Raw genomic sequence first — 23437 nt, forward strand, 5'->3', positions numbered from 1 at the left:
GAAGCGATACTTACTTAGATAGTTCCGCTTTAGGGTAAGGTCATTATTAATGTTCCGCATAACGTTTTAGCTTAACTCTTTTTAAGCTAATTCTGTTACCGAATTAGTTAACCTTTACAGCAATGACAAGGTTTTAGTTGCTCACCGGCAACTGACTATTCCTATCTCTCAACCAATGATCCGCAATAACTAACGCTGCCATTGCTTCCACAATAGGCACAGCACGCGGCACCACACAAGGGTCATGGCGGCCTTTGCCTGATATCTCGGCAGCGTTGCCTTCTGCGTCGACAGTTTGTTGGGCGTGCATAATGGTAGCTACCGGTTTAAAGGCCACACGGAACTCGATAGGCATACCATTGCTGATACCGCCCTGGATGCCGCCCGAGAAGTTGGTCAGCGTGCTTACGTCACCTAAATGGTTCTTTACAAAGATGTCGTTATGCTCTGATCCTAACATTTCGCTACCACTAAAGCCTGAGCCGAACTCGAAGCCGTGTACAGCGTTAATGCTCAGCATGGCTTTGCCTAATTCGGCATGTAGTTTGTCAAACACGGGTTCACCCAAGCCTACCGGGCAGTTTTTGATGTAACAGCTTACCTTTCCACCGACGGTATCACCGTTCTTGCGCACGTTATCGATAAACTCGATCATCTCCTCGGCCGTAGCCGGGTCAGCACAGCGGACGATGTTCTTTTCCCTTTCGGCGATAAACTCGTCCACATCATTAATAAACACATTCGGCGCGTCGATCTTACCCACGCTGCTTACGTGCGCAACGATCTCTATCCCTTGCGACTTTAACAACAACTTAGCTAAGGCACCTGCGGCAACCCTCGCAGCAGTTTCGCGGGCCGACGAGCGGCCGCCACCACGGTGATCACGGATGCCATACTTGTTCTGATAAGTAAAATCAGCATGCGACGGGCGGAAGACGTTGGTGTTATGGTTGTAATCCTTAGAGCGCTGGTCTTCGTTAGGGATCAGCATGGCGATAGGGGTACCGGTGGTCTTGCCCTCGAATACGCCCGACAGGATCTTTACCGTATCGCTTTCTTTACGCTGGGTAGTGATCTTGCTTTGACCGGGTTTGCGTTTATCCAGTTCGCTCTGGATGTAATCCAAGTCTACATCTAACTGCGCCGGGCAGCCGTCAATGATCACCCCGATAGCCTCGCCATGCGATTCGCCAAAAGTTGTTATCCTGAATAATTGCCCGAATGAATTGCCAGCCATGTTGTTTTAGATATGAGATGTTAGATATGAGTATTGAGATAAAAGTGTGTCATTGCGAGGAACGAAGCAACCGCGAATAAGCAGAGCCGCTCTTTGGGTGTGCGGTTGCTTCGTTCCTCGCAATGACAAATGGTGGTTAACCTTTCAGCGTTCCGCTGAACCCCACCTTTTCCAGGTCCGTCCAAAAGGCCGGGTATGATTTTTCTACCACGTTGGCATCCTCAAATTCCACTTGAGGGATCAGGATAGCCAGCGGTGCAAAGGCCATAGCCATGCGATGATCGTGATAGGTGTTAAAGTAAACGTAGTCGGGGATATGTTTGCCACTGGTGTCCAGTTTATAAACCTGACCTTTTTCGGTCAGCTTAACGCCTATCTTGGCCAGCTCGTTCTGCAAGGCAGCAATGCGGTCGGTCTCTTTTATCTTTAACGTTTCCAGTCCGGTAAAGGTAGCGTCATGACCTAAGGCCGCGCAAACTACAATAACGGTCTGCGCCAGATCCGGGCAGCTTTTCAGGTCGAATATTTTGCGTTGGATAGGCTTTGGCTCTTTTAACAGATGCACACCGCCATCCCTAAATTGCGATGTGATACCAAAGTTAGCCATGATCTCGGTGATCACACTGTCGCCTTGCAGGCTGTAGCTAGTCAATCCGGGTAAGAATAACTCTGCTTCGTCGCTTAACGCAGCAATAGAATACCAGTAGGAAGCCGCGCTCCAATCCGGTTCTACCCAAATGCTGGTCTCTTTGTAGTCCTGTTTAGCAATGCTGATCACATTGTCGGTCCAGTTGTGCTGGATACCGGCTTGCTGTAGCATGCTCAGCGTCATTTCTACGTAGGGGAGAGAGGTCAATTCACCTTCTATTTCCAACTCCAAACCCAAAGGCAAGTTAGGAGCGATCAATAACAAAGCGGTAATATACTGACTGCTAATATCACCCTTGATACGGATGCGCTCAGCTTTTTGCTGAATATTCCCGGCGATCCTTAACGGTGGGTAGCCATCTTTTTCTTCATAAGCTATCTCGGCACCCAAGTCACGCAAAGCGTCAACCAAAATACCGATCGGGCGTTCTTTCATCCTTGCAGAACCGGTCAAAATAACTTCCTCGTTCTGTAAAGTAAGATAAGCCGTCAGGAAACGCATCGCCGTACCGGCGGGACCGATGTTGATAAGTCTTAAGTCTTGAGTCTCAAGTCCCGAGTCAGAAACGACTTCGGTCTTCAGACTTTCGACTTCAGATTTCCGCAGAATTCCCGCTAAAAGCACCGCGTCGGCTGCGTCAGATACGTTGTCAACCTTCACTTTGCCTTTGCTCAGGGCTTCGATAACCAGCGCACGGTTGCATTCGCTTTTAGACCCGGTAAGTTGGATGGTGCCCTTGCTAACGCGCGACGCTTTAGAAATTACTATAGTAGGTTTCATCTATGTAGTATGCACGGTCAAGCGTCCACGCTTGACAAATGATTATAAAGCCCCTCTCCTAAGGAGAGGGGTTTGGGGTGAGCTGTCTTAAACGTGGGTCAAATTTTCTTGAGCCTGACCTTCGGCCTGGGCTACACCCATGATCTCGGTCTGCTTGCGGATAGATTCACTGTGCATCAGCTCTAATAATCTTTCAGCAAAATCAGTGTTCAGGCTTAAGGCTTTAGCAAAAGCGGTACGTTTTTGCAAGATCTCGTCCCAACGGTTAACCTGTAAAATGGTGATGCCGTTATCTTTTTTGTAGTTACCAATCTTCTCAACAATCTTCATACGCTCAGATACTTTTTGGAAGATGATATCATCGATCTTGTCGATATTCTCACGCAGTTGATCCAAGGCGTTGCTAACCTCTTTGTTGCTGGTCTCCGGTTTGCGCAGGGTCAGGCGGTCGATCAGGTCGGCCAATGCAGCTGGCGTTAACTGTTGTTTAGCATCGGTCCAGGCTACAGAAGGGTCAATGTGCGACTCGATCATCAAACCTTGCATATCCATATCCAGCGCTTTTTGAGCGATGTAAGGAATCAGATCGCGGTTACCGCAAATGTGGCTCGGATCGTTAATGATCGGCAATTCAGGCACGTGAGTTTTCAATGCGATCGCCATATCCCACATTGGTTCGTTACGGAAAGCAGATTTTTCGTAAGACGAGAAACCGCGGTGGATGCCTGCCAATTTAGTGATGCCCGCGTTGTTGATACGCTCCAAAGCACCGATCCATAAAGACAGATCCGGGTTAACCGGGTTCTTAACCATTACCGGTACGTCAACACCTTTCAAAGCATCAGCGATCTCCTGCACGGTGAACGGATTAGCGGTTGAGCGTGCACCCACCCAAAGGATGTCCACACCTGCAGCCAGAGCCTCTTCAACGTGTTTAGCAGTAGCAACCTCTACAGCAGTAGGTAAGCCGGTCTCTTGCTTAGCGCGATCTAACCATTTAAGGCCAATGCTGCCAATACCTTCAAACTCACCCGGACGGGTACGTGGTTTCCAGATACCTGCACGCAGCGCGGTGATCTTGCCTGTTTTAGCTAATAAATGTGCGGTCGCTACTAACTGGTCTTCAGTCTCAGCGCTGCAAGGGCCACCAATTACCAAGGGCTGCTTATCCGATGATATCCAGGTGCTTAACGGTTGTATGTTCAAATTCAGTTTCATGTTCTTATCTATTAAAATGTCGTTTGTTACTTATTATTTATTTTTTTGATGTCTATGTATCTTTTCTCGGCTGATCTTTTAGGTACTGGCCGCTCGTGCAGGCTTTCCTCAAAGTATCGTTTATACTCGCCCAAAATGTTAAAGTTGTGGGTGTATTTTAGGATCTGTTTAATGGTGAGCTCGTACTTGCGGGTCTCTTCCCATTCCACGTCAACGTAAAAGTTATACTCGTTAGGCTTGCCTAAAACCGGCATGCTTTGGATCTTGCTCATGTTAATGCCTTGTTCGGCAAAAATATTAAGCACCTTGGCTAAAGCGCCAACTTCGTTACTCACCTGGAAACAGAGCGAAGCTTTATCAGGACTCGCGACCTTAGCATTCTCATGTGTGGTCAGAATCAAAAAGCGGGTAAAGTTCTTTTTGTTCGATTCGATGCGGCGTTCCAATACATCCAGTTCGTAAAGCTTTGCAGCTAAAGTGTTAGCTATAGCCACGGTATCGGTCAGTTTTTCATCGCGGATACGCTTGGCGCAAGCGGCGGTGTCATTACTCTCTACGATCTTCAGGTGCGGGTACTCGTCAAAAAAGTCCACACACTGACGGATGGCTATAGGGTGCGAGGTCACATACTTCACATCATCAAAACGCACACCCGGCAGTGCCATCAGGTGCAATTGTATCGGCAAATAAACTTCGCCTACCACGGGGAAGCTATAACTCATCAGCAGCGAATAGTTGGGCAGGATACTGCCGGCAATGCTATTCTCGATAGCCATCACCACATAGTCGGCCTCGCCATTCTTCAACGACTCGAATGTTTGTTTGAACGAGTTGCACTCCACGGTAATGATATCCTCGCCGAAATAGCGGAAGGCGGCTTCCTCGTGAAAGGAGGCCCGGATACCCTGGATAGCGACTCTTGGTTTTTTCGGTTTCATTTTATCGTATAAAAGCAGAAAGTCCCGGCTGTTGTGGCCGGGACTTTCTGATCTTGTTATCTTTTGTTAAAGCATATATCAGTCCCGGCTCTTACCGCTAAAGTAAAAGTAGAAACCATAAAAAAATGCTTTGTTAGTATTCATGTTGTTTGTTGATGTTGTAAACATACGGTTAAAAAACTATTTGTCAATAGAAAATTTTAATTTTTAACGATTATTTAACCCAAACCAAATTTTATTCGTTAAAAATGAGGTTTGACAAATAGTGCATTTTTGGGATCTTCGACCCTATGTCATTACGAAAACCGCTTACTGCAAACTCAAAACTGCAAACTGATCAAGCCGATATAGCATTAATAATATCGTACTGGGTAATGATCTCTATCCGGCCGATCTCGTCCTCTACTAATACGGCGATGTTATCCTTATTGATCATGGCCGATATTTTATCTATCGAGGTGTTCAGATCCACAAATGGGAACGAGTTAGATGAAATTGTACTAACCGGTTGCGACTTCAGCGATGGGTTCTCCAAAAGGGCATCCAGTATAGCGCTCTCGGTGATCTTGCCAACGATCATTCCTTTTTGGGTGACCGGGATCTGCGAGATATTGAGCGATTTGATGATGTTGATCGCTTCCAGAACGGTCTTTTCGATATCGATGGTAACAATCTCCTGATTATCTTTTTTGGCGATGATCTGACGGGCGGTCAGTTTTTCTTCCTTGATAAAGCCGCGGTCGCGCAACCAATCGTCGTTATACATTTTGCCTAAGTAGCGGGTACCATGATCGGGGAAGATCACTACTACTACGTCGCTTTCTTTAAATCTATCCTTCAGTTGCAGCACACCAGCAATGGCCGAGCCTGTTGAGTTACCTGCAAAAATGCCTTCCTTACGGGCTATTTCGCGGGTCATTAGGGCAGCATCCATGTCGGTCACTTTCTCAAAGTGGTCGATCAGGCTAAAGTCGACGTTCTGCGGAAGGAAATCTTCACCGATACCTTCGGTGATGTATGGGTAGATCTCGTTCTTATCAAACTCGCCGGTTTCTTTGTATTTCTTAAATACCGACCCATAAGTGTCAATACCGATGATCTGGATAGCGGGGTTTTGTTCTTTAAGATATCGTGCAATGCCTGATATCGTTCCACCTGTGCCTACACCTGCTACTACGTGGGTTACTTTGCCTTCGGTCTGCTCCCATATCTCCGGACCGGTACTTTCGTAGTGAGCTTGTGAGTTAGATAAGTTATCATACTGGTTTGGCTTCCACGAGTTAGGCACCTCGCGCTCTAAACGTGATGATACAGAATAGTATGAACGCGGGTCTTCGGGCTCAACGTTTGTCGGGCACACAATTACCTCAGCTCCGAAGGCCCGCAGCGCGTCAAATTTCTCCTTCGATTGTTTATCGGTGCTTGTAAAAATACATTTGTAACCCTTGATGACTGCCGCAATGGCTAAGCCCATACCTGTGTTACCCGATGTACCTTCAATGATCGTTCCGCAGGGTTTAAGGCGACCGTCGCGCTCGGCGTCCTCTATCATTTTAAGGGCCATACGGTCTTTAATAGAGTTGCCGGGGTTGGTGGTCTCTATTTTAGCCAGCACAGTTGCCGGGATACTGGCTGTTATTTTATTCAGTTTCACCAAAGGTGTGTTACCAATGGTATCAAGTATATTATTATGCCACATTTCTGTTCGGTTTTGGTTGCACCTGTATATGTGCTCCCGAAAACGAAGGTCTAAATTTTATCTATCATTTTGGTAGATTATTTGTAAAATGTGGGATGGCGGGGCGCAAGGCGGTTTGGCGATGAGGTATCTGTGAGAACAAAGACATCGGGAGCAGATGTGATATGCATATCAGATATACTTGTCGTATAAGGTGGTTCGGCTACGCTCGCCATGACATTTCCCCGCCGTTTGTGTCCTCACAAACAGCTCCTTCTCTCCGTCATACCCCCGTCATATCAAATTAGCTGTTGCATTACAAGCAAAAACCTGCTTACATTTGTTCTAATTAAAAATAGCGCATCCATGAATTATAACGTATATACCGAAAGCACCCCTAACCCGGCAACCATGAAGTTCATTGTGAACAAGTTGCTGATCAACGGCAGTGTGGACTACCCTACCAAAGAGAGCGCCGAGAAAGCGCCTTTTGCAAAGGAGTTGTTCAAATTCTCGTTCGTTAACGGTGTATTTTTCGCCAGCAATTTTGTTACCGTTACCAAGACCGAAGGTACCGAGTGGAACGATATCGAAGCGATCATTAAAGAGTTTGTTAAAGGCGCGGTAGAAAGCGAACTGAAAGTACAAGCCGAAGAGCAAGCAGAAGATGTTGCATTTGAAGGCACGGACGCTGAAGTAAAGATACAGCAGATCCTGCACGATTACGTTCGCCCGGCGGTTGAGCAGGATGGTGGCGCTATCGCTTATAAATCATTTACCGAAGGTGTGGTTACTGTGGAGTTACGCGGATCTTGCAGTGGTTGCCCGTCTTCTACCATCACACTGAAATCAGGTATCGAGAACTTGTTGAAGCGCATGGTGCCTGAGGTGCAGGAAGTTGTATCAGAGGCTATGTAAGGCATGATTACGCCGATTTATTCTTGATTTCACAGATCAAGAAAGGATTCCACCGATCTAAGGATTCTCTTGATCAAATATTGGAGCCGATCAGTTTTACTGATCGGCTTTTTTATGCTTGTTGTTTTCGGAATAATGATAATGTTGCGATGATCAGTAATTCTGCAACAATAGCCACGGTCGCACCAAGTACGGTGATATAGCCGGTCACCTGACAGAACTCGCGAAGAGTATCGTTGATATTAGCATAGCCGATCCTGATCAAGGCAGCACCGCTTATCCATACTAAAACTGTGACTAACAACCAGCGTAATAAAGGTTTAATTGTTCCCATGTCTAAAGTTAGCGACAGATATCAAGTAAAACAATGGGTACCAGGAAATTAAATAACGATAACTAATTCTATCGAATGGGAAGGACTTTCACGAATGATAAAAAGGAAGAGGTCGGCATTTTATCAATGTCGACCTCTTATTTTTTTATCATTACGAGCGTAGCGTTGCGATCAAAGAGGACATGCAACGAGGACCTGCCTATGAGATTGCCGCGTCGCTCCACCACACGTACCCTCCCTTCGCTCCTCGCAATGACAAAGTTTTTAAAAATACTTTTGCACTATCCCCAACAATTCCCCTGTTATCTTACCATTGGTCGCCAACAACTGGCGCGACTCCATCACCTCGTCGCCACCTGTATAGTTCACTACGTCTCCACCTGCTTGGCGTACTATGACCACCCCGGCAGCGATATCCCAGGCGTTCAAATTATACTCGTAAAAAGCCTCGAAACGGCCACAAGCGGTGTAGGCGAGATCGACAGCGGCAGAGCCTAAACGGCGCAAGCCATGGCATTTTTGCATCAACTCGGTAAAGAGCGCCATGTAATCGCCTTGTTTACTAAAATCGTAGTATGGAAAACCTGTAGCTATCAAACTTGTGCCGACATTATCGCGGTCGCTTACGCGAATGATCTCGCCGTTAAGATAAGCTGGTTCGCCTTTGCAGGCGTAGAAACATTCGTCGAGGTTAACCTCGTACACTACACCTAAAACCAATTCGTCGTATTCTTTAAGGGCAATACTGACCGAAAAGCTTGGTATGCCGTGGATGAAATTAGTCGTACCATCCAAAGGGTCGATGATCCAGTTGTAGCGTTCGCCAAGATCGGTACGGGTCTTTTCTTCGGTGATAAAACCGGCCTCGGGCAGGATCTGCTCCAGGCCTTTTACGATGATCTGCTCGGCGGTCTTGTCTACGTAGGACACCATGTCGTTCAGGCCCTTATATTCGATCTTTGACGGGTCGAACTTTTGGCGTTCCTGGCGGATGAAAGCACCCGCTTGTTTTGATACCTCAACTACCTGATCCAGAATTTGCTGCAGCATGATGTCGTAATGATAAACTGAATGAAAATGCTTTGTGTATAAAATAACTGGCGGACAGTAAACTGAACGCCGTAACGATCCGCGCCCAGGATGGCTCGAAATAAAGTATCGATATAAAGAAATTAAGCAAAAATTGTGTGGCGAAAAAGCCCACCACCGCTACCGATGCAAACCTGAAGAACTGCTTAGATAACTTGATGCGCGATTCGGTAAATACGATATAACGCGACATTAGGAAGTTAACCACCACGCCTATAAAGAACGAAATGGCAACGGCGAGCGAATAGTTACGCACGTTGAAACCGGCTATCAGGTAAGTCCTGCTCAAAAAAACATGGCGGACCAATATAGTGAACGACGCGGCATCTGCTAAAAAACCCAAACCAGCCGACAGTAGAAACCTGACCACCTGATTACGGGTTATTTTTTTGATGTATGATGCCATTAAGCTGCTTTAAGTTTCTGCTCGTTCCTGTGTCCGTTCCATATCAGCGCGATGCCGCCCAATACCATAAAAGTAGATATCATCTCGGCCTGGGTAAATGAGATACCGAACAGGTGATATTTTGTATTCACACGGATCAGTTCTACAACAAAGCGCTCTACCCCTGCCAAGATCAGATAAACCCCGAACAGCGCGCCCGGGCTTTTAAATTTATGACGCAATTGCCATAACACAAAAAATAGCAGGATACAGATGACACACTCGTAAAACGGCGTTGGGTAAGCCGTTTCTTTTAAGGCGAAACAATATTTACCGACACAACCCGCAATAGGATTATCCCTATCCATAGTAGCCACGTTATGCGGGTAATTGAAAGCCCACATCCAATCCGGTGCCCAGCTTAACCAGCTTGGCTTAGGCGCAAGATTGGATATACCCCAATCACCGTCACCTGCCATTTGGCAGCCGATGCGACCAACGCCGTATGATAACATCATGCCCGGTCCACCGATGTCCAGCATTTTTAGTGGCGCAACGCCGTTCTTATTAGCGATGTATAATACAGCAGCACCACCACAAATAAGACCACCGTAAAAGGTCAATCCTTCAAAACCGATCAGCATGCCTACCGGGTCAGCAACAAATTGGTCCCAGTTCTCTAAGCCATTAAACAGCTTTGCTCCGCCAAAACCAGCAATGGCAGCCCATACCAATATAGTACCCATTAACTCGTGCGGGTGTACGGTAACTTGTACCTGTTTAGGTGCCGGCAATTGCTGTTTCTTAGTTTCGTAGTACGACCAATAGGCAAAACCCGCTGCTCCCAAAATACCACCTAAAAAGCTCCCGCGACCTGATAGCAGGAATGACTGCGTATCATCTATAAAAGCCTGATAATTCAGCGCGGCGTCCAGCAATTTAAAGCCAATAATGAAACCGAATATCCCGTTCATGACCAGATCGGCTGTTTTAGGGGATTCGCCAACAGTGATGGTTTTCTTTTGCGGTTGTATCTCGCCTAATAACTCTTTACGTTTAAATTCCTGAGTGAAAGCCCAATAGGCCGCCATAAATGCCAATGCTACAAAAAAGCCAAAGGTTTGGAACGGGAGCGGAATACTAAAACCAAAAAGATACTCTAAAAGCGAGCTAAGCGTTGGGAACATAGGTAATAATTTAGGGCGAATATATCTTAATTAATGCACTAAAACCTCTTCGGCCTCGGTTATCTCCACGTCGCCATCGGCGGCGATGGCGGTAAGGGTAACGTGTTTTATCTCGCGTACCAGCACCGGGTCGTATTTGGTTTTAACCTTAACGTAGTTTCGGGTAAAACCGTGCATGTAGCCTTCTTTTATATCTGTCTCGAACAATACCTCGGCATGGTTGCCTATCTGCGTTTCGTAAAAAGCACGACGCTTTTTTTCCGACAGGATGTGCAGCATCTTGCTCCGCTCGGCACGGGTAGAACCCGGTACCGCGCCGCTCATTTCGGCAGCTGGTGTGTTCTCACGCTCGCTGTAAGTGAATACATGTAGATAAGAGATATCCAGATCGTTCAGGAAATTATAGGTATCGATAAAGTCCTCGCGAGTTTCGCCGGGGAAACCGACGATCACATCCACACCGATGCAGCAATCCGGCATCAGCCTTTTAATGGTGGCTACCCTATCGGCATATAACTCGCGGCGATAACGGCGGCGCATCAAACCCAAGATCTTGTTATTACCCGATTGCAGCGGGATATGGAAATGCGGTACAAATCGTTTGGACTGCGCCACGAATGCGATAATGTCATCGCTCAATAAATTCGGTTCGATAGAAGAGATACGGATACGGTCGATGCCTTCTACCTCGTCCAGCGCTTTCACCAGGTCAAAGAACCTGTCCTCACGTTCGCCGTTGCGGATACCGAAATCACCCAGGTTAACACCTGTTAATACGATCTCTTTAACGCCAGAGGCAGCAACCTCGGTGGCTTGCTTTAACACATTCTCGATGGTATCGCTACGGCTTGAACCACGTGCCAACGGGATAGTACAGAAAGTACAAGAGTAGTCACAACCATCCTGCACCTTCAAAAAGGTACGGGTGCGGTCGCCGATAGAGAATGTGGGTACAAAGGTATTGGCCTCGCTCACCGGTTGGTTAAACACAACAGCTTTGGGCTTTTTGGTGAGGTCGGTAATGTGATCAATGATCTGGAATTTTTCGGCAGCGCCCAAAACCATGTCCACACCGGGTATCTCGGATATTTCTTTTGGTTTCAGTTGCGCGTAGCAACCAACGATGGTCACATAGGCGTTCGGCGATATCTTAAGCGCCTCTTTTACAACGCGCTTACACTTTTTATCAGCATTTTCGGTAACCGAACAAGTGTTGATCACATATACATCGGGCGTATCGGTAAAATCTACCGTATCGTAACCCGCGTTATTGAACATCCGGCTAATGCCCGACGTTTCTGAATAATTCAGTTTACAACCCAGTGTATAAAACGCTACCTTCTTGTTCATCTCCAAAATTCCGTGCAAAGGTAGGGAATTAGTTAATTAGTTGGGTGAAGGGTGAAGTTTAGTTGCATTCAGTTTACAATTCAGTAACGCTGCATCAATCAAATTCCGTTCGTAAAAGTTTATTGTAAGTCCATATAAACTCGCTGGCCAGCAACTCGAACTGATGCAGTTTGGTTTTGATATTAGCGTTGTATGTATCGAGATCGGAAGGTTGAAAATAACGTTGACCAATGTTTGGCGACGGGTCTCGCATGTCCGACTCCTGATATTTCACCACTTTAATTTCCGGACCTGTCGGGTAAAGTTCTATTACATAATACTGTTCGTGATGTATCTTGCGCCTGGCTTTTTGAATGTTCTCATTCAACATCTCATCAAAATAGCTTCGCAGTAATTTTCTTAATGCAGGCGCGTCCATTTTAAATGGTGGCCTGATATTCTTATCGCTAAAAGCTTGCATGTAGATATCATTGCCATTAAGCCAGATCAAATGTGTATAATTAGCATTCTGAAAACCCATTTTACCAAAGGACATCTCAGTTATCATCATAGTACCCGTGCCACCGACAAACTGGCTGTTGAAAGATATGATCTTGTTGATACCCTTCTGTTTTAACTCCGCCACTTTTTGTGGCATGGTTTGGATCAGTTTTTTGTACTTAGCGTTTAGATCGTACGAACTTTGGTTGTGTAGACCGTCCAAAGCATTTTGGGTGTCCGATGCCTCGTACAGGGCGGCTTGCCAATCAAATTCATTAACGACGGCATTGTAGCTAAGTACCTGTTGTAATGCCTTGTCATAAGCATTAATAGCCATCTTACTTTTACCTAAGCGTTTTAAAGAATCACCTTCGGCTTTTAACCTCCTAAATTCTTTTGCTTTAAGCACAGGTTTTAAGCCTTTGTAGCGCAACAATGCTTGCGGCATAGGAGGTTCTTTATCCTTGGCGCTGAAATATCTTAAAGACCAATATAGATCAGGGACTTCTACTTGCGTGCCATTTTTATAGGTAGCATCAGCTTTGGCTATCAGCACGTCCAGCCACTCTGCATCGGTCGCAGGCGGTTTGGCGTTGGCTTTGCTCTCTGTGTTGCTTCGGTAATTAAATAATGCCTGATCATAAAACAGTATCGCCTTATCATAGTAACCTGCCGCCATTAAAGAATCGGCATGGGTTTTTAACCGTTGAAACTCCTGCCCTACAGCTAACGATGGTAAGCTTAACAACAATAAAACGAGTCGCTTTCTAAGGTGCATGATGCGGGTTTGGTTGGTGACGTTTTCACTGCTTGACAACTGATGATGGCACAAACTCTATCGGCAACAGCGCGTTCACTCTCGAAAAACTCATAAACCCTTTCCACTCAATGCCGCTGCCGTAATAGCCGTCGGGGTCGATGATGGCGCCCTCCCAATCATCGGACCGTTTGAGGAAGGACCGTTCCTGATCATTCTTTTTACGGAGATATTCGATAGCGACCTCGTCGGGGAAGGCGATGAACTTTTGGTCTTTGTAGATCTTATCCGTTTTAATGGTGACCAATTGCTGTTGCCCGGCGCGATACTTACGGTCGATGTGATAATCAGCCACGTTCCCGATCTTCTTTTGCGGGAAGTAGACCTTAAAGCCATCATCATCTAAATGCCCGGCCCAAAGCGAGCGTACAAAGTGCATACGCGAGCCGTAGTAAGCTTCATCTCGGGCTTTCAATATCTTCTGGATGGCTTTGGGTTTTAATCCGGCGGTGTCGTCAGCAAAGGTGTAGTTACCGCTGTAGCGGGTTTTATAGGGGATGAACTTGAAATCGGACAAGTAATAATTCACCACATAGCCCAGCTTTTTATTCTTGATAATGATCGGTCGTTCAGCCCCGGCGGTAAGTTCTTGTTTGTTTTTGTCATAGCGCAACCAGATCACATCCGGATTAGTGATGACACAATTGCTACCGGACTCACCGATAAATTCCTCGATAAACATGCGCAGCTTTTTGGCGCGACTCATTTCATCGACAACCACTTTTATTTCATCCAATAATTCTGTTTTACGAGTAAGGCCGATATTCAAGACCGTATCAACAAAGCGGTTGATCACCTTGGACTGATAGCCGACCGAACTGATCGTGAGCGGGACATTAGTTTTAGTAGTTGTGAAAGAAAATAACCCAAGGCTATCGGTAGTAGTCCCTGTGTAAGTTCCGGGTAAATAAACGCTGGCCCCTTCTATCGGTTTACCTGTAGCGGCATCGGTTACTTTACCGCTAACGTTTTGGGCATGTGCTAATACAGCCATGACCAATAGCAAGATCGTAAAACACGCGCGGATATGTATAGTACTAACAGGCATCAGGTTATCAATTGGAGTGCCTGAATATAGTAACACCTTAGCAAATAAAGAAATTGCCCGCCGTTATATTCTTACAGCTACGATCATTCCTCGCTCCATCTGTAACTGTCATGCTCCAACCCCATTAGATCTATCACCCGGCTCACCACCGTCATAGCTACGTCCTCGATCGTTTTCGGTTGACTATAGAACGACGGTACCGCCGGGCAAATAACACCACCAGCCAGCGTGATCGATTCCATGTTACGGATGTGGATAAGATTTAAAGGCGTATCACGTGCAACTAAGATCAGTTTGCGGCGCTCTTTCAGGATAACGTCGGCGGCGCGGGTGGTCAAGTCGTTAGATATTCCGGTAGCTATACGTCCTAAAGTGCCCATGCTGCACGGCACGATCACCATGGTATCGAAACGGGCCGAACCCGAGGCGAAAGGCGCCATAAAGTCGTTCTTGTCGTAAAATTTAAAGGGATAGTTTTTGTAGTCCGTATTGCCCAGTTCAAGCTCCCAAACCTGGCGGGCGTTGTCACTCATCACTACCCCAACCTCGCTTATCTGGCTGCCCATTTGATGTAAATTATCCAGCAGCAGCTTGGCGTAAATTGCCCCGCTTGCGCCAGTTACTGCTATCACTATCTTTTTACCCATAGTGCAAATATGATAAAAAAGCACCTTGTTTGCACGCTTTTAAAGTCGCGGATCAATCGGGGCTTCCGGCTGGGGTACGCCTTCGCCAACTGATCATTAACGACATTATTGTATCTTCACCAGCGTATTTACCGATACATAAACTCCATTGGTCGACACATTGGTAACGATCTTAGGATATTAGCACGACCTTCATATCAGCAAACCGAAGGCAGCTATTCCCCTTTGTGGCCGGCCGGATAAACTTTGATAAACCAATTCATGAAACTGAAAAAAAATATTGCCACCAGCGAAAATGGGTTCATTTTCAACCCGTCGACAGGTGATTCCTTCTCGAGCAATGGCATCGCGGCCGAAATATTAGGGTTGATGAAATTGGGGCGATCGGCAGACGATATCAAACAACATATTTTGAATACTTACGATGTTGAGCCAAGCCAATTAGATCGCGATTGGGAAGACTGGAGCATGCAACTTAAGGACGCTAACCTGACCGAACTGTAAACCGCCATGTTAAAGAATTTTGCCGATAAACCGCTGGTGATAGGTGTGACCGCACTGAACGCCATTGACAGTCCCGGACCGGGTGTGGCGGTCATCCGCGCTTTGCGCGACGGTTTTGGCGATAACATCAGGGTGATCGGTCTTTCTTACGAATCTTTAGAACCAGGGGTTTACCTGCACGATCTGGTGGATAAAACCTATCAGATCCCCTACCCTTCGGCCGGGGCACATGCATTGGTCGATAGGCTGCAATACATTCACGGAATTGAGCATCTGGATGTGATCATCCCTAATTTTGACGCGGAGTTATATAATTTTATTAAAGTGAGCGCCCAGCTACGCATCATGGGTATCCACACCTTTTTGCCGACGCACGAGCAACTGGATGCCCGGGACAAAATGAACCTGTCGAAATTTGGCGAGAAATATAAATTGCACGTCCCCGAAGCAATCACTATTTATAAAGCCGATGAGTTGAGAAAAGCGGCCGACGAGTTAGACTATCCGTTGGTAGTAAAAGGCAAGTATTACGAAGCCTTTGTTTGCCAAACTTTGGAGCAGGCGCACAAAGCTTTCTATCAACTCAGTGCTAAATGGGGCACGCCCATCATCGTACAAAAATTCATGAAAGGTACTGAGATCAATATTGCTGCCCTTGGCGATGGCGAGGGAGACTGTATCAGCATTATTCCTATGCGTAAGCTGTATATTACCGATAAAGGCAAAGCCTGGGCTGGCATCACGATAGAGGATGCCGACCTGCTGGATCTGGCCCGTCAGTTCACCAAAGCAACAAATTGGCGGGGCGGTTTTGAATTAGAGATCATGCGCGATGCCGACGGTAAACTATTTATTATGGAAGTCAACCCGCGCTTCCCGGCTTGGATCTACCTGACTGCCGGTGCCGGACAAAATCAGCCCGAAGCCCTGGTAAAATTGGCCATGGGCGAAAAGGTTGAGGCTTTCAGTGAATATCAGGTGGGCAAAATGTTTATCCGTTATGCCTGGGATCATATTACCGACGTGAGCGAGTTTCAGCAATTATCTGCTTTTGGCGAATTATAGTTTTAAATACCCCTAATATTTGAACAATATGAAGAAGTTAAAGTACGAACGCCCTCTCATTAAAAAGATGAATGCCGGGTTGATGAACAAGTTCGGTACACGGACGGAGTTTCAGCCGGTAAAGGCGATAGATGGTGTGCCGGTGACGCAACTTATCAGCGAGTATGGTTCGCCTTTGTTCGTATTATCTGAGCGGCAGATGCGTAAGAATTACCGTTCGGCAGCACGTTCGTTCAAAACACGTTACCCTAAAGTGCAATTCGCCTGGAGCTATAAAACCAACTACCTGAATGCCGTATGCCAGATCTTTCATCAGGAAGGCAGCTGGGCCGAGGTAGTGTCGGGTTTTGAGTATCGTAAAGCCTTAGGCAACGGTGTGGCTGGCGAGCATATCATCTTTAACGGTCCGGATAAACATCGCGACGAACTCATCCTGGCCATTGAGAACGATTCGCTTATCCACATTGATCATTTTGACGAGCTATATAACTTGATAGAACTCTGCGACGAACTGAATAAGAAACCCCGCGTAGCCATCCGCATCAATATGGATACCGGCGTTTATCCGCTTTGGGATCGCTTTGGTTTTAACTACGAGAATGGGCAAGCCTGGAACGCGTTATCAAAGATCGTTGGCTCGGGCCGGATGCGATTGACCGGATTGCATTGCCATATCGGCACCTTCATGTTATCCACCAATGCTTACGCGGTGGCTGCCGGTAAACTGTGCGAACTGGCCTATCGCTGCAAGACACTACTGAGTACCCCTATCCAATATTTGGATCTGGGCGGCGGTTTCCCATCTACCAATACGTTAAAAGGCGCTTATCTGCCGGGGGTAGATACCGTGCCATCAGTAGATGATTTTGCCGAGGCGATCACCACCACCATTCTTAATTTTGGCTTTAAACAGGATGAATTGCCGCTGCTCATCTTAGAGAGTGGCCGTGTGCTGATAGATGATGCAGGCTACCTATTGGGCAGCGTGATCGCTAATAAACGTTTAAGCGATGGCCGACGCGCAACAGTGATGAACTTTGGGGTTAACATCCTTTTTACATCCTTTTGGTACGAGCACAAGATCAGCCCAGCGCAGGATTTTGACCAGTACACCGAGGATATGGTGCTTTACGGACCGCTTTGTATGAATATAGATGTGGTGCGCGAAAGCATTAACCTGCCCCTGCTTAACCCCGGCGACCATGTGGTGGTACATAAAGTTGGGGCTTACAATATGACCCAATGGATGCAGTTCATCAGCATGCGCCCGTCGGTGGTTTTGATCGATGAACAGCAAAATATCCATGAGATACGCCAGGCCGAAAAACTGGAATATATGGAACAATTAGAGCAAATGCCCGCGCATTTGCAACAATACAAACTGGCTTAAGCATGGCGAGATAATTACCTCAACAATCTAACAGTGAAGCAAATATCAAATTACATACGGCCCGTGCTTAACAGCTATGCCATCCTGTTCTTTTCGCAGAACAGGGTACTGGCGGTGCTGCTTTTGTTGGTGTCATTCATGAATCCTTCGGCAGGCTTAACGGGGCTGTTATGCACCTGTGCGGCCATTGCGCTGGTTAGACTGATGGGTTATCATCGCGATAGCATACAGACCGGCTTGTACAGTTTTAATTCCCTGCTGTTAGGAATAGGCTTCGGCACGTTCTATAGTTTCAATAGTGCGTTTTGGCTATGGTTATTTGCGGCATGTTTACTTACCATTACCCTTACGGTGGTGCTAACGGCCTGGCTGGGTAAGTATGGCCTTCCCGTGCTATCCTTGCCATTCATCTCGGCCTTTTGGCTGGTGTTAGTAGCATCTAACGGATACCCGGGCATGGGTTTGATGCAAAAAGAAAGCTACCTGTTGGTAGAGTTGAATACCGGTCCGCAAACTACGGCTATCATCAACTTTATTAAAGAGATAGATCAGGTATGTTTTGGCCGATACCCTGATCTGTTCTTCCGCGCGGTGAGTTCTATCTTTTTTCAGAATAGCGTCATCGCTGGCATATTGATGAGTATAGGTCTGTTCATCCACTCGCGCATCGGTTTTAGCTTGCTGGTGCTTGGTTTTGTAGTGGCTTGTGTATTTAACGCTATCACCGGCACCTATCCAGAGGGAATAAGTCATTACCATTTGGGTGCTAACTTTATGATGGTATCCTTTGCCATGGGTGGGTTCTTCCTGATACCGTCGGGTCGGTCTTACCTTTGGGCGATCGTAAGCGTGCCAGTGACTTTCATGCTTGTCAACGCGTTGAGCAGGTTTTTGGGTGTGCATAATTTACCGATATTCTCCTTACCGTTCTGTCTGCTTACCATCGCCTTACTCTACTTCTTTATACTGAGGATAAACCCCGGCAAGCTGCAATTAACGCCGATACAGCACTACTCGCCCGAGGTCAATCTATATCAATTTTTAAATGGGCGTGAGCGTTTAAAAGACCTGCAATACTTACGGTTGAATTTGCCATTTATTGGCGCGTGGACGGTATCACAAGGTTACGAAGGCGGCATTACCCACAAAAATGAATGGGGACAAGCGCTGGATTTTGTGATTAAAGATGAGGACGGGAACACCTACAAAAGCACCGGTACCCGCCCCGAACATTTCTACTGCTTTAACAAACCGGTCCTCGCTTGCGCCGATGGCGTGATAGAGGATGTGGTAGACCACATAGAAGACAACGAGATCGGTCAGGTCAACACCGAAAAGAACTGGGGTAATACAGTGGTGATCCGTCATGCCGGTGGCTTATTCAGTAAAGTATCACATCTAAAACAGCACTCGGTAAAGGTGCGTGTTGGGGAGCAGATAAAGCAGGGCGATCTGTTAGGTCTGTGTGGTAATTCAGGCCGCTCGCACGAGCCACATTTGCACTTTCAGGCACAATTAACACCGTATATCGGCTCTAAAACACTGGCTTATCCGTTTGCTTACTTTGTGAGCGGAACGGAGTGGAAACAGCAACTACATAGTTTTGAAACGCCGGTCGAGGGTATGGAAATATCACCCGTGGATATGAATGCCCAATTGAAGCAGGCATTTAGCTGGCAGCCGGGGTATGCCGCAAAACTCACGGCAGATAATGGTCGGACTGAAACCGTTGAAGTGTTCACCGACGCTTATAACCAATTATACCTTTACAGTAAGGAAAGCGGGGCCACGCTGTACTTCGTTAACAACGGCACTTGTTTTTATTTTACCGCCTTTTACGGCGACGAAAGTTCGCTACTATATCAATTTTATTTGGCTGCATACAAAGTGGTATTCTCGGCCGATAGCGGAATAACAGCTACGGATATCTATCCGCTGCAAACCAAAAAATTCCAGCCGGGCATATGGCTTCATGATGTGATAGCGGCGTTCTATCAGTTCATCAGGCGGACTTACAGCAGCAGTAGTTCTTATCAGCACCAGCAACTTACCATCCATGCCAAAGGATATACCCAGATCTTGAACAGAAAAAAAGAAACGATGAGCGCCGATATCAACATCGCCGAAGGTGCTTTGCGATCTTTCAACATTAACCTTAACGGAACTAAAACAGCAGTGACATGGCAAACAGAGCATTTATTTTGATCGCGGCCGTGCTCATTTGTTGTTTAAGCAAAGTGAGGGCACAGTCGGCGAGTTTTCAGGAAGTGGATAGCCTTAGCTATGCTAAATACCAAGCAGCAGATTGGAAGGACTTGGTGGCTTATGGCAATAGCGCAATATCAGCCAAAGTTGATTATCCGTTACTCCGCTTGCGGATCGCCTATGCACAATTTGTGCTGGGTAATTACGGCGGCGCGCTAAGCAATTATCAAAAAGTGTTAGGTGACGACTCGCACAACCAAATGGCACGTTATTACAGCTATCTCAGCAACAAATATCTAGATCGCGAAGGCGAAGCGAGTTACCATGCCTCGTTTTTGGACACCGTTACTTTGAACAGGGATAACATTAAACCATTAGGCGCATTGCAAGCCGGATTTGAGTTCAGTTTTAAAACTAATGATAATACCCGTCGGGGTTATGGTCTTTACAATAGGGTATCATTCAGCAACCGATTGGGCTGGCGCTTTCAACTCGATCAATCGGTAGCTTATTTTAACCAGTCGATCAGTTCAGGAGTTCCGGTGATCATTCCGGGGTCGACCCTATCGGTCAACTTCACATATAATAATAGTCAGCTTGAATATTACGCCAAACTGCGTTACATGCTTAGCGGACGATTATCGTTGATCGGTGCTTACCATTTTTTGAATACATCATTCGGACCGAGTACCTATAGCAGTCACGTTGGTTTGTTTGGTGTGAGATATGCGCATCCTTACTTCAGCTTACAGGCGGATGCTAATTCGGCTCAGCTTATCAATACAGCCTTTCAGCAGTACAATGGTCAATTGACTTTACATCCTTTGGGTAACCTCAATTTATACACAATAAGCCGCGCATCTATGCAAGCCAACGGCATGCAGCAGAAGATGTTCAGCCAATCGGTGGGATTTAAAGCGGCAAACAAATTATGGCTGGAGGTTAATGGTACATTCGGTCGTCTGGATGGATACTTGGATGCTGACGCGCTTTACGTTTATAACGCTATCGACGTAACCTCGACTAAAGCAGGCGCAACGGTGTTTTATACTCTAAATAAGCATTTAAACTTGCTGATCAATTACACCTACGAACAAAAACAAGACTACTATCTTAACAATAATTACACTCAAAACTCAATAACCGGAGGTATCACATGGAGATTTTAAAGAAACTGGTTCTATCGGCAACGGTCATCTTGCTATCAGGCCAACTGTATGCGCAAACCGGCTCAGCAGCTATGCAAAAGGCATTTAAGAACAGCTACGCTAATGAGTCGAAGAAGAGCTACTCATCGGCTATGAGCGATATTATGCCTTTTTACGCGGATAACAACTATGAGGTCAACCTCCGCCTTGGTTGGTTGAATTTTCTCAACAAAAATTACACGTCGGCGCAAAGCTACTACCAAAAGGCTGTTGGCTTGCGCCCAAATTCTATCGAGGCAAAATTCGGTTACATCAAACCCTTATCTCTGTTAGAGAGTTGGGATAAGGTTTTGGGTCAGTATAATGATATCCTAAAACTGGACCCGCAAAATACCCAGGCTAACTATTGGACGGGATACATCTATTACAATCGCAAACAGTATGATGCTGCCATTAAATGCTTTAGCAAGGTGGTATCGCTATACCCTTTCGATTACGACGGCAACCAAATGTTGGGCTGGGCTCACCTAATGTCGGGCAAAAAGGCTGAGGCACGTGCCTGCTTTGAGAGAGGTCTTTTGATAAAACCCGATGATGCATCCTGTACAGATGGGTTAAACCGAAGCAAATAAATTTCCATTCCGGATATTAAAATAGAACGCCCTGCTTTTATAACGAAAGCAGGGCCTTCTTGTATTTAAGCGGACGTGTAATTCCTATTCATCATCCGGATCATGCCACACACCAAATGGCGGCCTGTTGCGTATCTGTCGATAGACCGGCAGATCTATCCGTTTCTTATCAGGTACGTGGAAATTTTTGCAGTAGTAAACCTGTAAGTGTAATTCGGGGCGGCCACTGCGGGTAACTACAATATCCTTAAGTTGCGTCACTTCATCAAAAAAAGGTTTTACATCGGCAACCACGCTTTCTTCGTGTTCTTGTCCAATGATCACGCAATCCTCGTGCTGCAAAAAGTAAGGGTCTACCAAAAAGGCCAGGTTGCGCGGATCGTCGCTAAAACAAACGATCGGCACTTGTCCTTTTAAGGCCCAATCAACCTTACCTGTTAGCCACCAGCGGGTAGCGCCTGTAAATACTTTAGGGTTATTTAGCCAGCCTTCTTTTTCAAATCGGGTCTGGATGTCGCTGTAATCGATGCCTTGGATCGTCGGGTCTACATTGTCGCCATGGAACTGTTTTACTATCCATTTAGGGCCATAAAACTGCCAAAAGCCGGTCACCATATGCAAACTCAACACCCCGATGGTGATCACTGTAAAACCAACCGAAAATCTTATCCAGCGGCGCGTGCCCCTACCCTCGGCAGCCGTACCGCTTAGTTTTTTATCGATGGCATACCCCAATGGGATAAATAGCATCATATATCCGGGTGCCTGCCAATGGAAATGGTATTGAAGATTCGACCACAAGGTAACCACTGTAAAAAACACCAACGGCAGTATCGCTATCCAAAAATTAAAACCATAAACAGGTTGCTGACGCAACTTCCAAGACTTGAACAGTTCCCTCACCAACGGATACCATACCCACGGCAATAACCATAGGGCCTGCCCAGCTATGCTGCGTAAGAACCATTCCGGATGCAAACTAGTCTCTTGACCGCTACCCGCACGAGAACCCTGGAAAACGAACGATACCCAATCGTTATCGGCATTCCACAGTAATATAGGCAGCGCAAACAGAAATGCAATAATAATAGCCATATATGGGCCGGGATGAAGCAGCCATTTGCGCAGATCCCTATTAGTGGCCACAAATATAAAAACACCTGCAAACAGAAAGACCACATGGTACTTGCTTAATGTAGCCAAGCCCATAAGTATCCCTACTAAAGCCCACTGTAAATAAACCATACCCGAATGCGTAGCCGTTTTGGGTTTATTCTGTGCATCAAACATTACGTTAGCCATTATATAGGCGCTGGCTAACCAAAAGAACATCAGCGGAGCATCGGGTTGGAACCAGCAGGCAATAGCTACTGTAAATACCGCGCTCAGATTCATCACCGCAACGGCCCAAAAGCCGGCGGCGGCATTAAAGAATTTACGCGCCAGCAAAAACAACATCCAACTGGTACCGGCAAACAATAGCACCGCCGGGAAACGGAGGCCCAAGTTATTCAGCCCGAATATTTTTAACGATACCCAGCTTAGCCAAAAAAACAAAGGCGGCTGGTCAAAGTAACTCAGATCCAGTTTCAGCGCCCCACGAAAGTAGTACGATTCGCCAATGCCTAAACCAGTGTAAGCCGCTATCCAAATACGGATAAACAAAGTGATCAAGATCAGGATCAGCGTGTACCGGGCCGCATTGCTTTCGGTTATTTTTTTCATGGGGTATAAAGCC

At 46.4% G+C, this 23437-nt stretch carries 21 protein-coding genes; 7 read left to right on the forward strand and 14 right to left on the reverse strand.

Going from position 1 to position 23437, the window contains the following annotated elements; translation table 11 throughout:
- Positions 1–133: 133 nt before the first annotated feature.
- From aroC to IRJ16_RS22205, 5 genes are all read right to left on the reverse strand, one after another.
- Positions 134–1237 carry a chorismate synthase gene (gene aroC, locus IRJ16_RS22185; RefSeq protein ID WP_194114077.1) on the reverse strand — a complete coding sequence of 368 codons (1104 nt, stop codon included), beginning with the start codon at positions 1235–1237 and terminating at the stop codon, positions 134–136.
- Between the two features lie 136 nt (positions 1238–1373).
- Positions 1374–2666 carry a 3-phosphoshikimate 1-carboxyvinyltransferase gene (gene aroA / locus IRJ16_RS22190; RefSeq protein WP_194114080.1) on the reverse strand — a complete coding sequence of 431 codons (1293 nt, stop codon included), beginning with the start codon at positions 2664–2666 and terminating at the stop codon, positions 1374–1376.
- Positions 2667–2753: 87 nt separating this feature from the next.
- Positions 2754–3884 carry a chorismate mutase gene (locus IRJ16_RS22195; protein ID WP_194114082.1) on the reverse strand — a complete coding sequence of 377 codons (1131 nt, stop codon included), beginning with the start codon at positions 3882–3884 and terminating at the stop codon, positions 2754–2756.
- Between the two features lie 26 nt (positions 3885–3910).
- Entirely contained in the window at positions 3911–4822 is a 912-nt protein-coding gene (locus IRJ16_RS22200) for a prephenate dehydratase (RefSeq protein WP_194114084.1), read from the reverse strand.
- Between the two features lie 337 nt (positions 4823–5159).
- Positions 5160–6521, reverse strand: coding sequence for a pyridoxal-phosphate dependent enzyme (locus tag IRJ16_RS22205; protein WP_194114086.1), 1362 nt, complete (start codon positions 6519–6521; stop codon positions 5160–5162).
- Positions 6522–6866: 345 nt separating this feature from the next.
- Between IRJ16_RS22205 and IRJ16_RS22210 the strand changes: the two genes are divergently transcribed.
- Positions 6867–7418 (forward strand): NifU family protein, encoded by a 552-nt coding sequence (locus IRJ16_RS22210; RefSeq protein WP_194114088.1) that lies wholly within the window; start codon positions 6867–6869, stop codon positions 7416–7418.
- A 112-nt stretch (positions 7419–7530) separates the two neighbouring features.
- On the opposite strand, the gene IRJ16_RS22215 is transcribed toward IRJ16_RS22210, so the two are convergent.
- The 8 genes from IRJ16_RS22215 to IRJ16_RS22250 form a co-directional block, all read right to left on the reverse strand.
- On the reverse strand, positions 7531–7752 hold the full coding sequence (locus tag IRJ16_RS22215; RefSeq protein ID WP_194114090.1) for a hypothetical protein: 222 nt from the start codon (positions 7750–7752) through the stop codon (positions 7531–7533).
- A gap of 264 nt (positions 7753–8016) precedes the next feature.
- A complete protein-coding gene (locus IRJ16_RS22220; RefSeq protein WP_228080423.1) occupies positions 8017–8802 on the reverse strand; it encodes an inositol monophosphatase family protein in 786 nt (261 codons plus the stop codon).
- Positions 8771–9247 (reverse strand): GtrA family protein, encoded by a 477-nt coding sequence (locus IRJ16_RS22225; protein WP_194114092.1) that lies wholly within the window; start codon positions 9245–9247, stop codon positions 8771–8773. Before IRJ16_RS22225 ends, IRJ16_RS22220 begins: the two co-directional genes overlap by 32 nt.
- Positions 9247–10413, reverse strand: a complete 1167-nt coding sequence (locus IRJ16_RS22230; RefSeq protein WP_194114095.1) for a prolipoprotein diacylglyceryl transferase — start codon at positions 10411–10413, stop codon at positions 9247–9249. Before IRJ16_RS22230 ends, IRJ16_RS22225 begins: the two co-directional genes overlap by 1 nt.
- Positions 10414–10443: 30 nt before the next feature.
- The gene (gene mtaB, locus IRJ16_RS22235) at positions 10444–11763 is read right to left on the reverse strand and encodes a tRNA (N(6)-L-threonylcarbamoyladenosine(37)-C(2))-methylthiotransferase MtaB (protein WP_194114097.1); all 1320 of its coding nucleotides are present in this window, start codon (positions 11761–11763) and stop codon (positions 10444–10446) included.
- Positions 11764–11857: 94 nt separating this feature from the next.
- A complete protein-coding gene (locus tag IRJ16_RS22240) occupies positions 11858–13021 on the reverse strand; it encodes a hypothetical protein (RefSeq protein WP_194114099.1) in 1164 nt (387 codons plus the stop codon).
- Between the two features lie 25 nt (positions 13022–13046).
- Entirely contained in the window at positions 13047–14054 is a 1008-nt protein-coding gene (locus IRJ16_RS22245; RefSeq protein ID WP_194114101.1) for a carboxypeptidase-like regulatory domain-containing protein, read from the reverse strand.
- Between the two features lie 137 nt (positions 14055–14191).
- Positions 14192–14755 carry a UbiX family flavin prenyltransferase gene (locus IRJ16_RS22250; RefSeq protein ID WP_194114103.1) on the reverse strand — a complete coding sequence of 188 codons (564 nt, stop codon included), beginning with the start codon at positions 14753–14755 and terminating at the stop codon, positions 14192–14194.
- Between the two features lie 261 nt (positions 14756–15016).
- On the opposite strand from IRJ16_RS22250, the gene IRJ16_RS22255 reads away from it, so the two are divergent.
- Genes IRJ16_RS22255 through IRJ16_RS22280 form a run of 6 tightly spaced genes read left to right on the forward strand, consistent with a single transcriptional unit; the run spans position 15017 to position 21699 of the window.
- On the forward strand, positions 15017–15259 hold the full coding sequence (locus IRJ16_RS22255) for a PqqD family protein (protein WP_194114104.1): 243 nt from the start codon (positions 15017–15019) through the stop codon (positions 15257–15259).
- Positions 15260–15265: 6 nt separating this feature from the next.
- Positions 15266–16324 (forward strand): ATP-grasp domain-containing protein, encoded by a 1059-nt coding sequence (locus IRJ16_RS22260; RefSeq protein WP_194114106.1) that lies wholly within the window; start codon positions 15266–15268, stop codon positions 16322–16324.
- A 28-nt stretch (positions 16325–16352) separates the two neighbouring features.
- On the forward strand, positions 16353–17714 hold the full coding sequence (locus tag IRJ16_RS22265) for a type III PLP-dependent enzyme domain-containing protein (protein ID WP_194114108.1): 1362 nt from the start codon (positions 16353–16355) through the stop codon (positions 17712–17714).
- A gap of 33 nt (positions 17715–17747) precedes the next feature.
- Positions 17748–19919, forward strand: a complete 2172-nt coding sequence (locus IRJ16_RS23160; protein WP_194114110.1) for an urea transporter — start codon at positions 17748–17750, stop codon at positions 19917–19919.
- Entirely contained in the window at positions 19895–21088 is a 1194-nt protein-coding gene (locus IRJ16_RS22275; protein WP_194114112.1) for a hypothetical protein, read from the forward strand. Before IRJ16_RS23160 ends, IRJ16_RS22275 begins: the two co-directional genes overlap by 25 nt.
- Complete coding sequence (locus tag IRJ16_RS22280; RefSeq protein WP_194114114.1) at positions 21076–21699, forward strand: tetratricopeptide repeat protein; 624 nt, start codon at positions 21076–21078, stop codon at positions 21697–21699. The genes IRJ16_RS22275 and IRJ16_RS22280 overlap by 13 nt, the downstream gene beginning before the upstream one ends.
- A gap of 84 nt (positions 21700–21783) precedes the next feature.
- Here the strand turns inward: IRJ16_RS22280 and IRJ16_RS22285 are convergent, their stop codons facing one another.
- Positions 21784–23424 (reverse strand): ArnT family glycosyltransferase, encoded by a 1641-nt coding sequence (locus IRJ16_RS22285; protein ID WP_194114116.1) that lies wholly within the window; start codon positions 23422–23424, stop codon positions 21784–21786.
- Positions 23425–23437 lie beyond the last annotated feature (13 nt).

This window comes from Mucilaginibacter myungsuensis (assembly GCF_015222005.1).
Taxonomy (GTDB): domain Bacteria; phylum Bacteroidota; class Bacteroidia; order Sphingobacteriales; family Sphingobacteriaceae; genus Mucilaginibacter; species Mucilaginibacter myungsuensis.

What these genes read in the sequence shown, in the direction of transcription:
- aroC (WP_194114077.1), bottom strand. Translation starts at nt 1,237, where the DNA reads ATGGCTGGCAATTCATTCGGGCAATTATTCAGGATAACAACTTTTGGC.
- aroA (WP_194114080.1), bottom strand. Translation starts at nt 2,666, where the DNA reads ATGAAACCTACTATAGTAATTTCTAAAGCGTCGCGCGTTAGCAAGGGC.
- IRJ16_RS22195 (WP_194114082.1), bottom strand. Translation starts at nt 3,884, where the DNA reads ATGAAACTGAATTTGAACATACAACCGTTAAGCACCTGGATATCATCG.
- IRJ16_RS22200 (WP_194114084.1), bottom strand. Translation starts at nt 4,822, where the DNA reads ATGAAACCGAAAAAACCAAGAGTCGCTATCCAGGGTATCCGGGCCTCC.
- IRJ16_RS22205 (WP_194114086.1), bottom strand. Translation starts at nt 6,521, where the DNA reads ATGTGGCATAATAATATACTTGATACCATTGGTAACACACCTTTGGTG.
- IRJ16_RS22210 (WP_194114088.1), top strand. Translation starts at nt 6,867, where the DNA reads ATGAATTATAACGTATATACCGAAAGCACCCCTAACCCGGCAACCATG.
- IRJ16_RS22215 (WP_194114090.1), bottom strand. Translation starts at nt 7,752, where the DNA reads ATGGGAACAATTAAACCTTTATTACGCTGGTTGTTAGTCACAGTTTTA.
- IRJ16_RS22220 (WP_228080423.1), bottom strand. Translation starts at nt 8,802, where the DNA reads ATGCTGCAGCAAATTCTGGATCAGGTAGTTGAGGTATCAAAACAAGCG.
- IRJ16_RS22225 (WP_194114092.1), bottom strand. Translation starts at nt 9,247, where the DNA reads ATGGCATCATACATCAAAAAAATAACCCGTAATCAGGTGGTCAGGTTT.
- IRJ16_RS22230 (WP_194114095.1), bottom strand. Translation starts at nt 10,413, where the DNA reads ATGTTCCCAACGCTTAGCTCGCTTTTAGAGTATCTTTTTGGTTTTAGT.
- mtaB (WP_194114097.1), bottom strand. Translation starts at nt 11,763, where the DNA reads ATGAACAAGAAGGTAGCGTTTTATACACTGGGTTGTAAACTGAATTAT.
- IRJ16_RS22240 (WP_194114099.1), bottom strand. Translation starts at nt 13,021, where the DNA reads ATGCACCTTAGAAAGCGACTCGTTTTATTGTTGTTAAGCTTACCATCG.
- IRJ16_RS22245 (WP_194114101.1), bottom strand. Translation starts at nt 14,054, where the DNA reads ATGGCTGTATTAGCACATGCCCAAAACGTTAGCGGTAAAGTAACCGAT.
- IRJ16_RS22250 (WP_194114103.1), bottom strand. Translation starts at nt 14,755, where the DNA reads ATGGGTAAAAAGATAGTGATAGCAGTAACTGGCGCAAGCGGGGCAATT.
- IRJ16_RS22255 (WP_194114104.1), top strand. Translation starts at nt 15,017, where the DNA reads ATGAAACTGAAAAAAAATATTGCCACCAGCGAAAATGGGTTCATTTTC.
- IRJ16_RS22260 (WP_194114106.1), top strand. Translation starts at nt 15,266, where the DNA reads ATGTTAAAGAATTTTGCCGATAAACCGCTGGTGATAGGTGTGACCGCA.
- IRJ16_RS22265 (WP_194114108.1), top strand. Translation starts at nt 16,353, where the DNA reads ATGAAGAAGTTAAAGTACGAACGCCCTCTCATTAAAAAGATGAATGCC.
- IRJ16_RS22275 (WP_194114112.1), top strand. Translation starts at nt 19,895, where the DNA reads ATGGCAAACAGAGCATTTATTTTGATCGCGGCCGTGCTCATTTGTTGT.
- IRJ16_RS22280 (WP_194114114.1), top strand. Translation starts at nt 21,076, where the DNA reads ATGGAGATTTTAAAGAAACTGGTTCTATCGGCAACGGTCATCTTGCTA.
- IRJ16_RS22285 (WP_194114116.1), bottom strand. Translation starts at nt 23,424, where the DNA reads ATGAAAAAAATAACCGAAAGCAATGCGGCCCGGTACACGCTGATCCTG.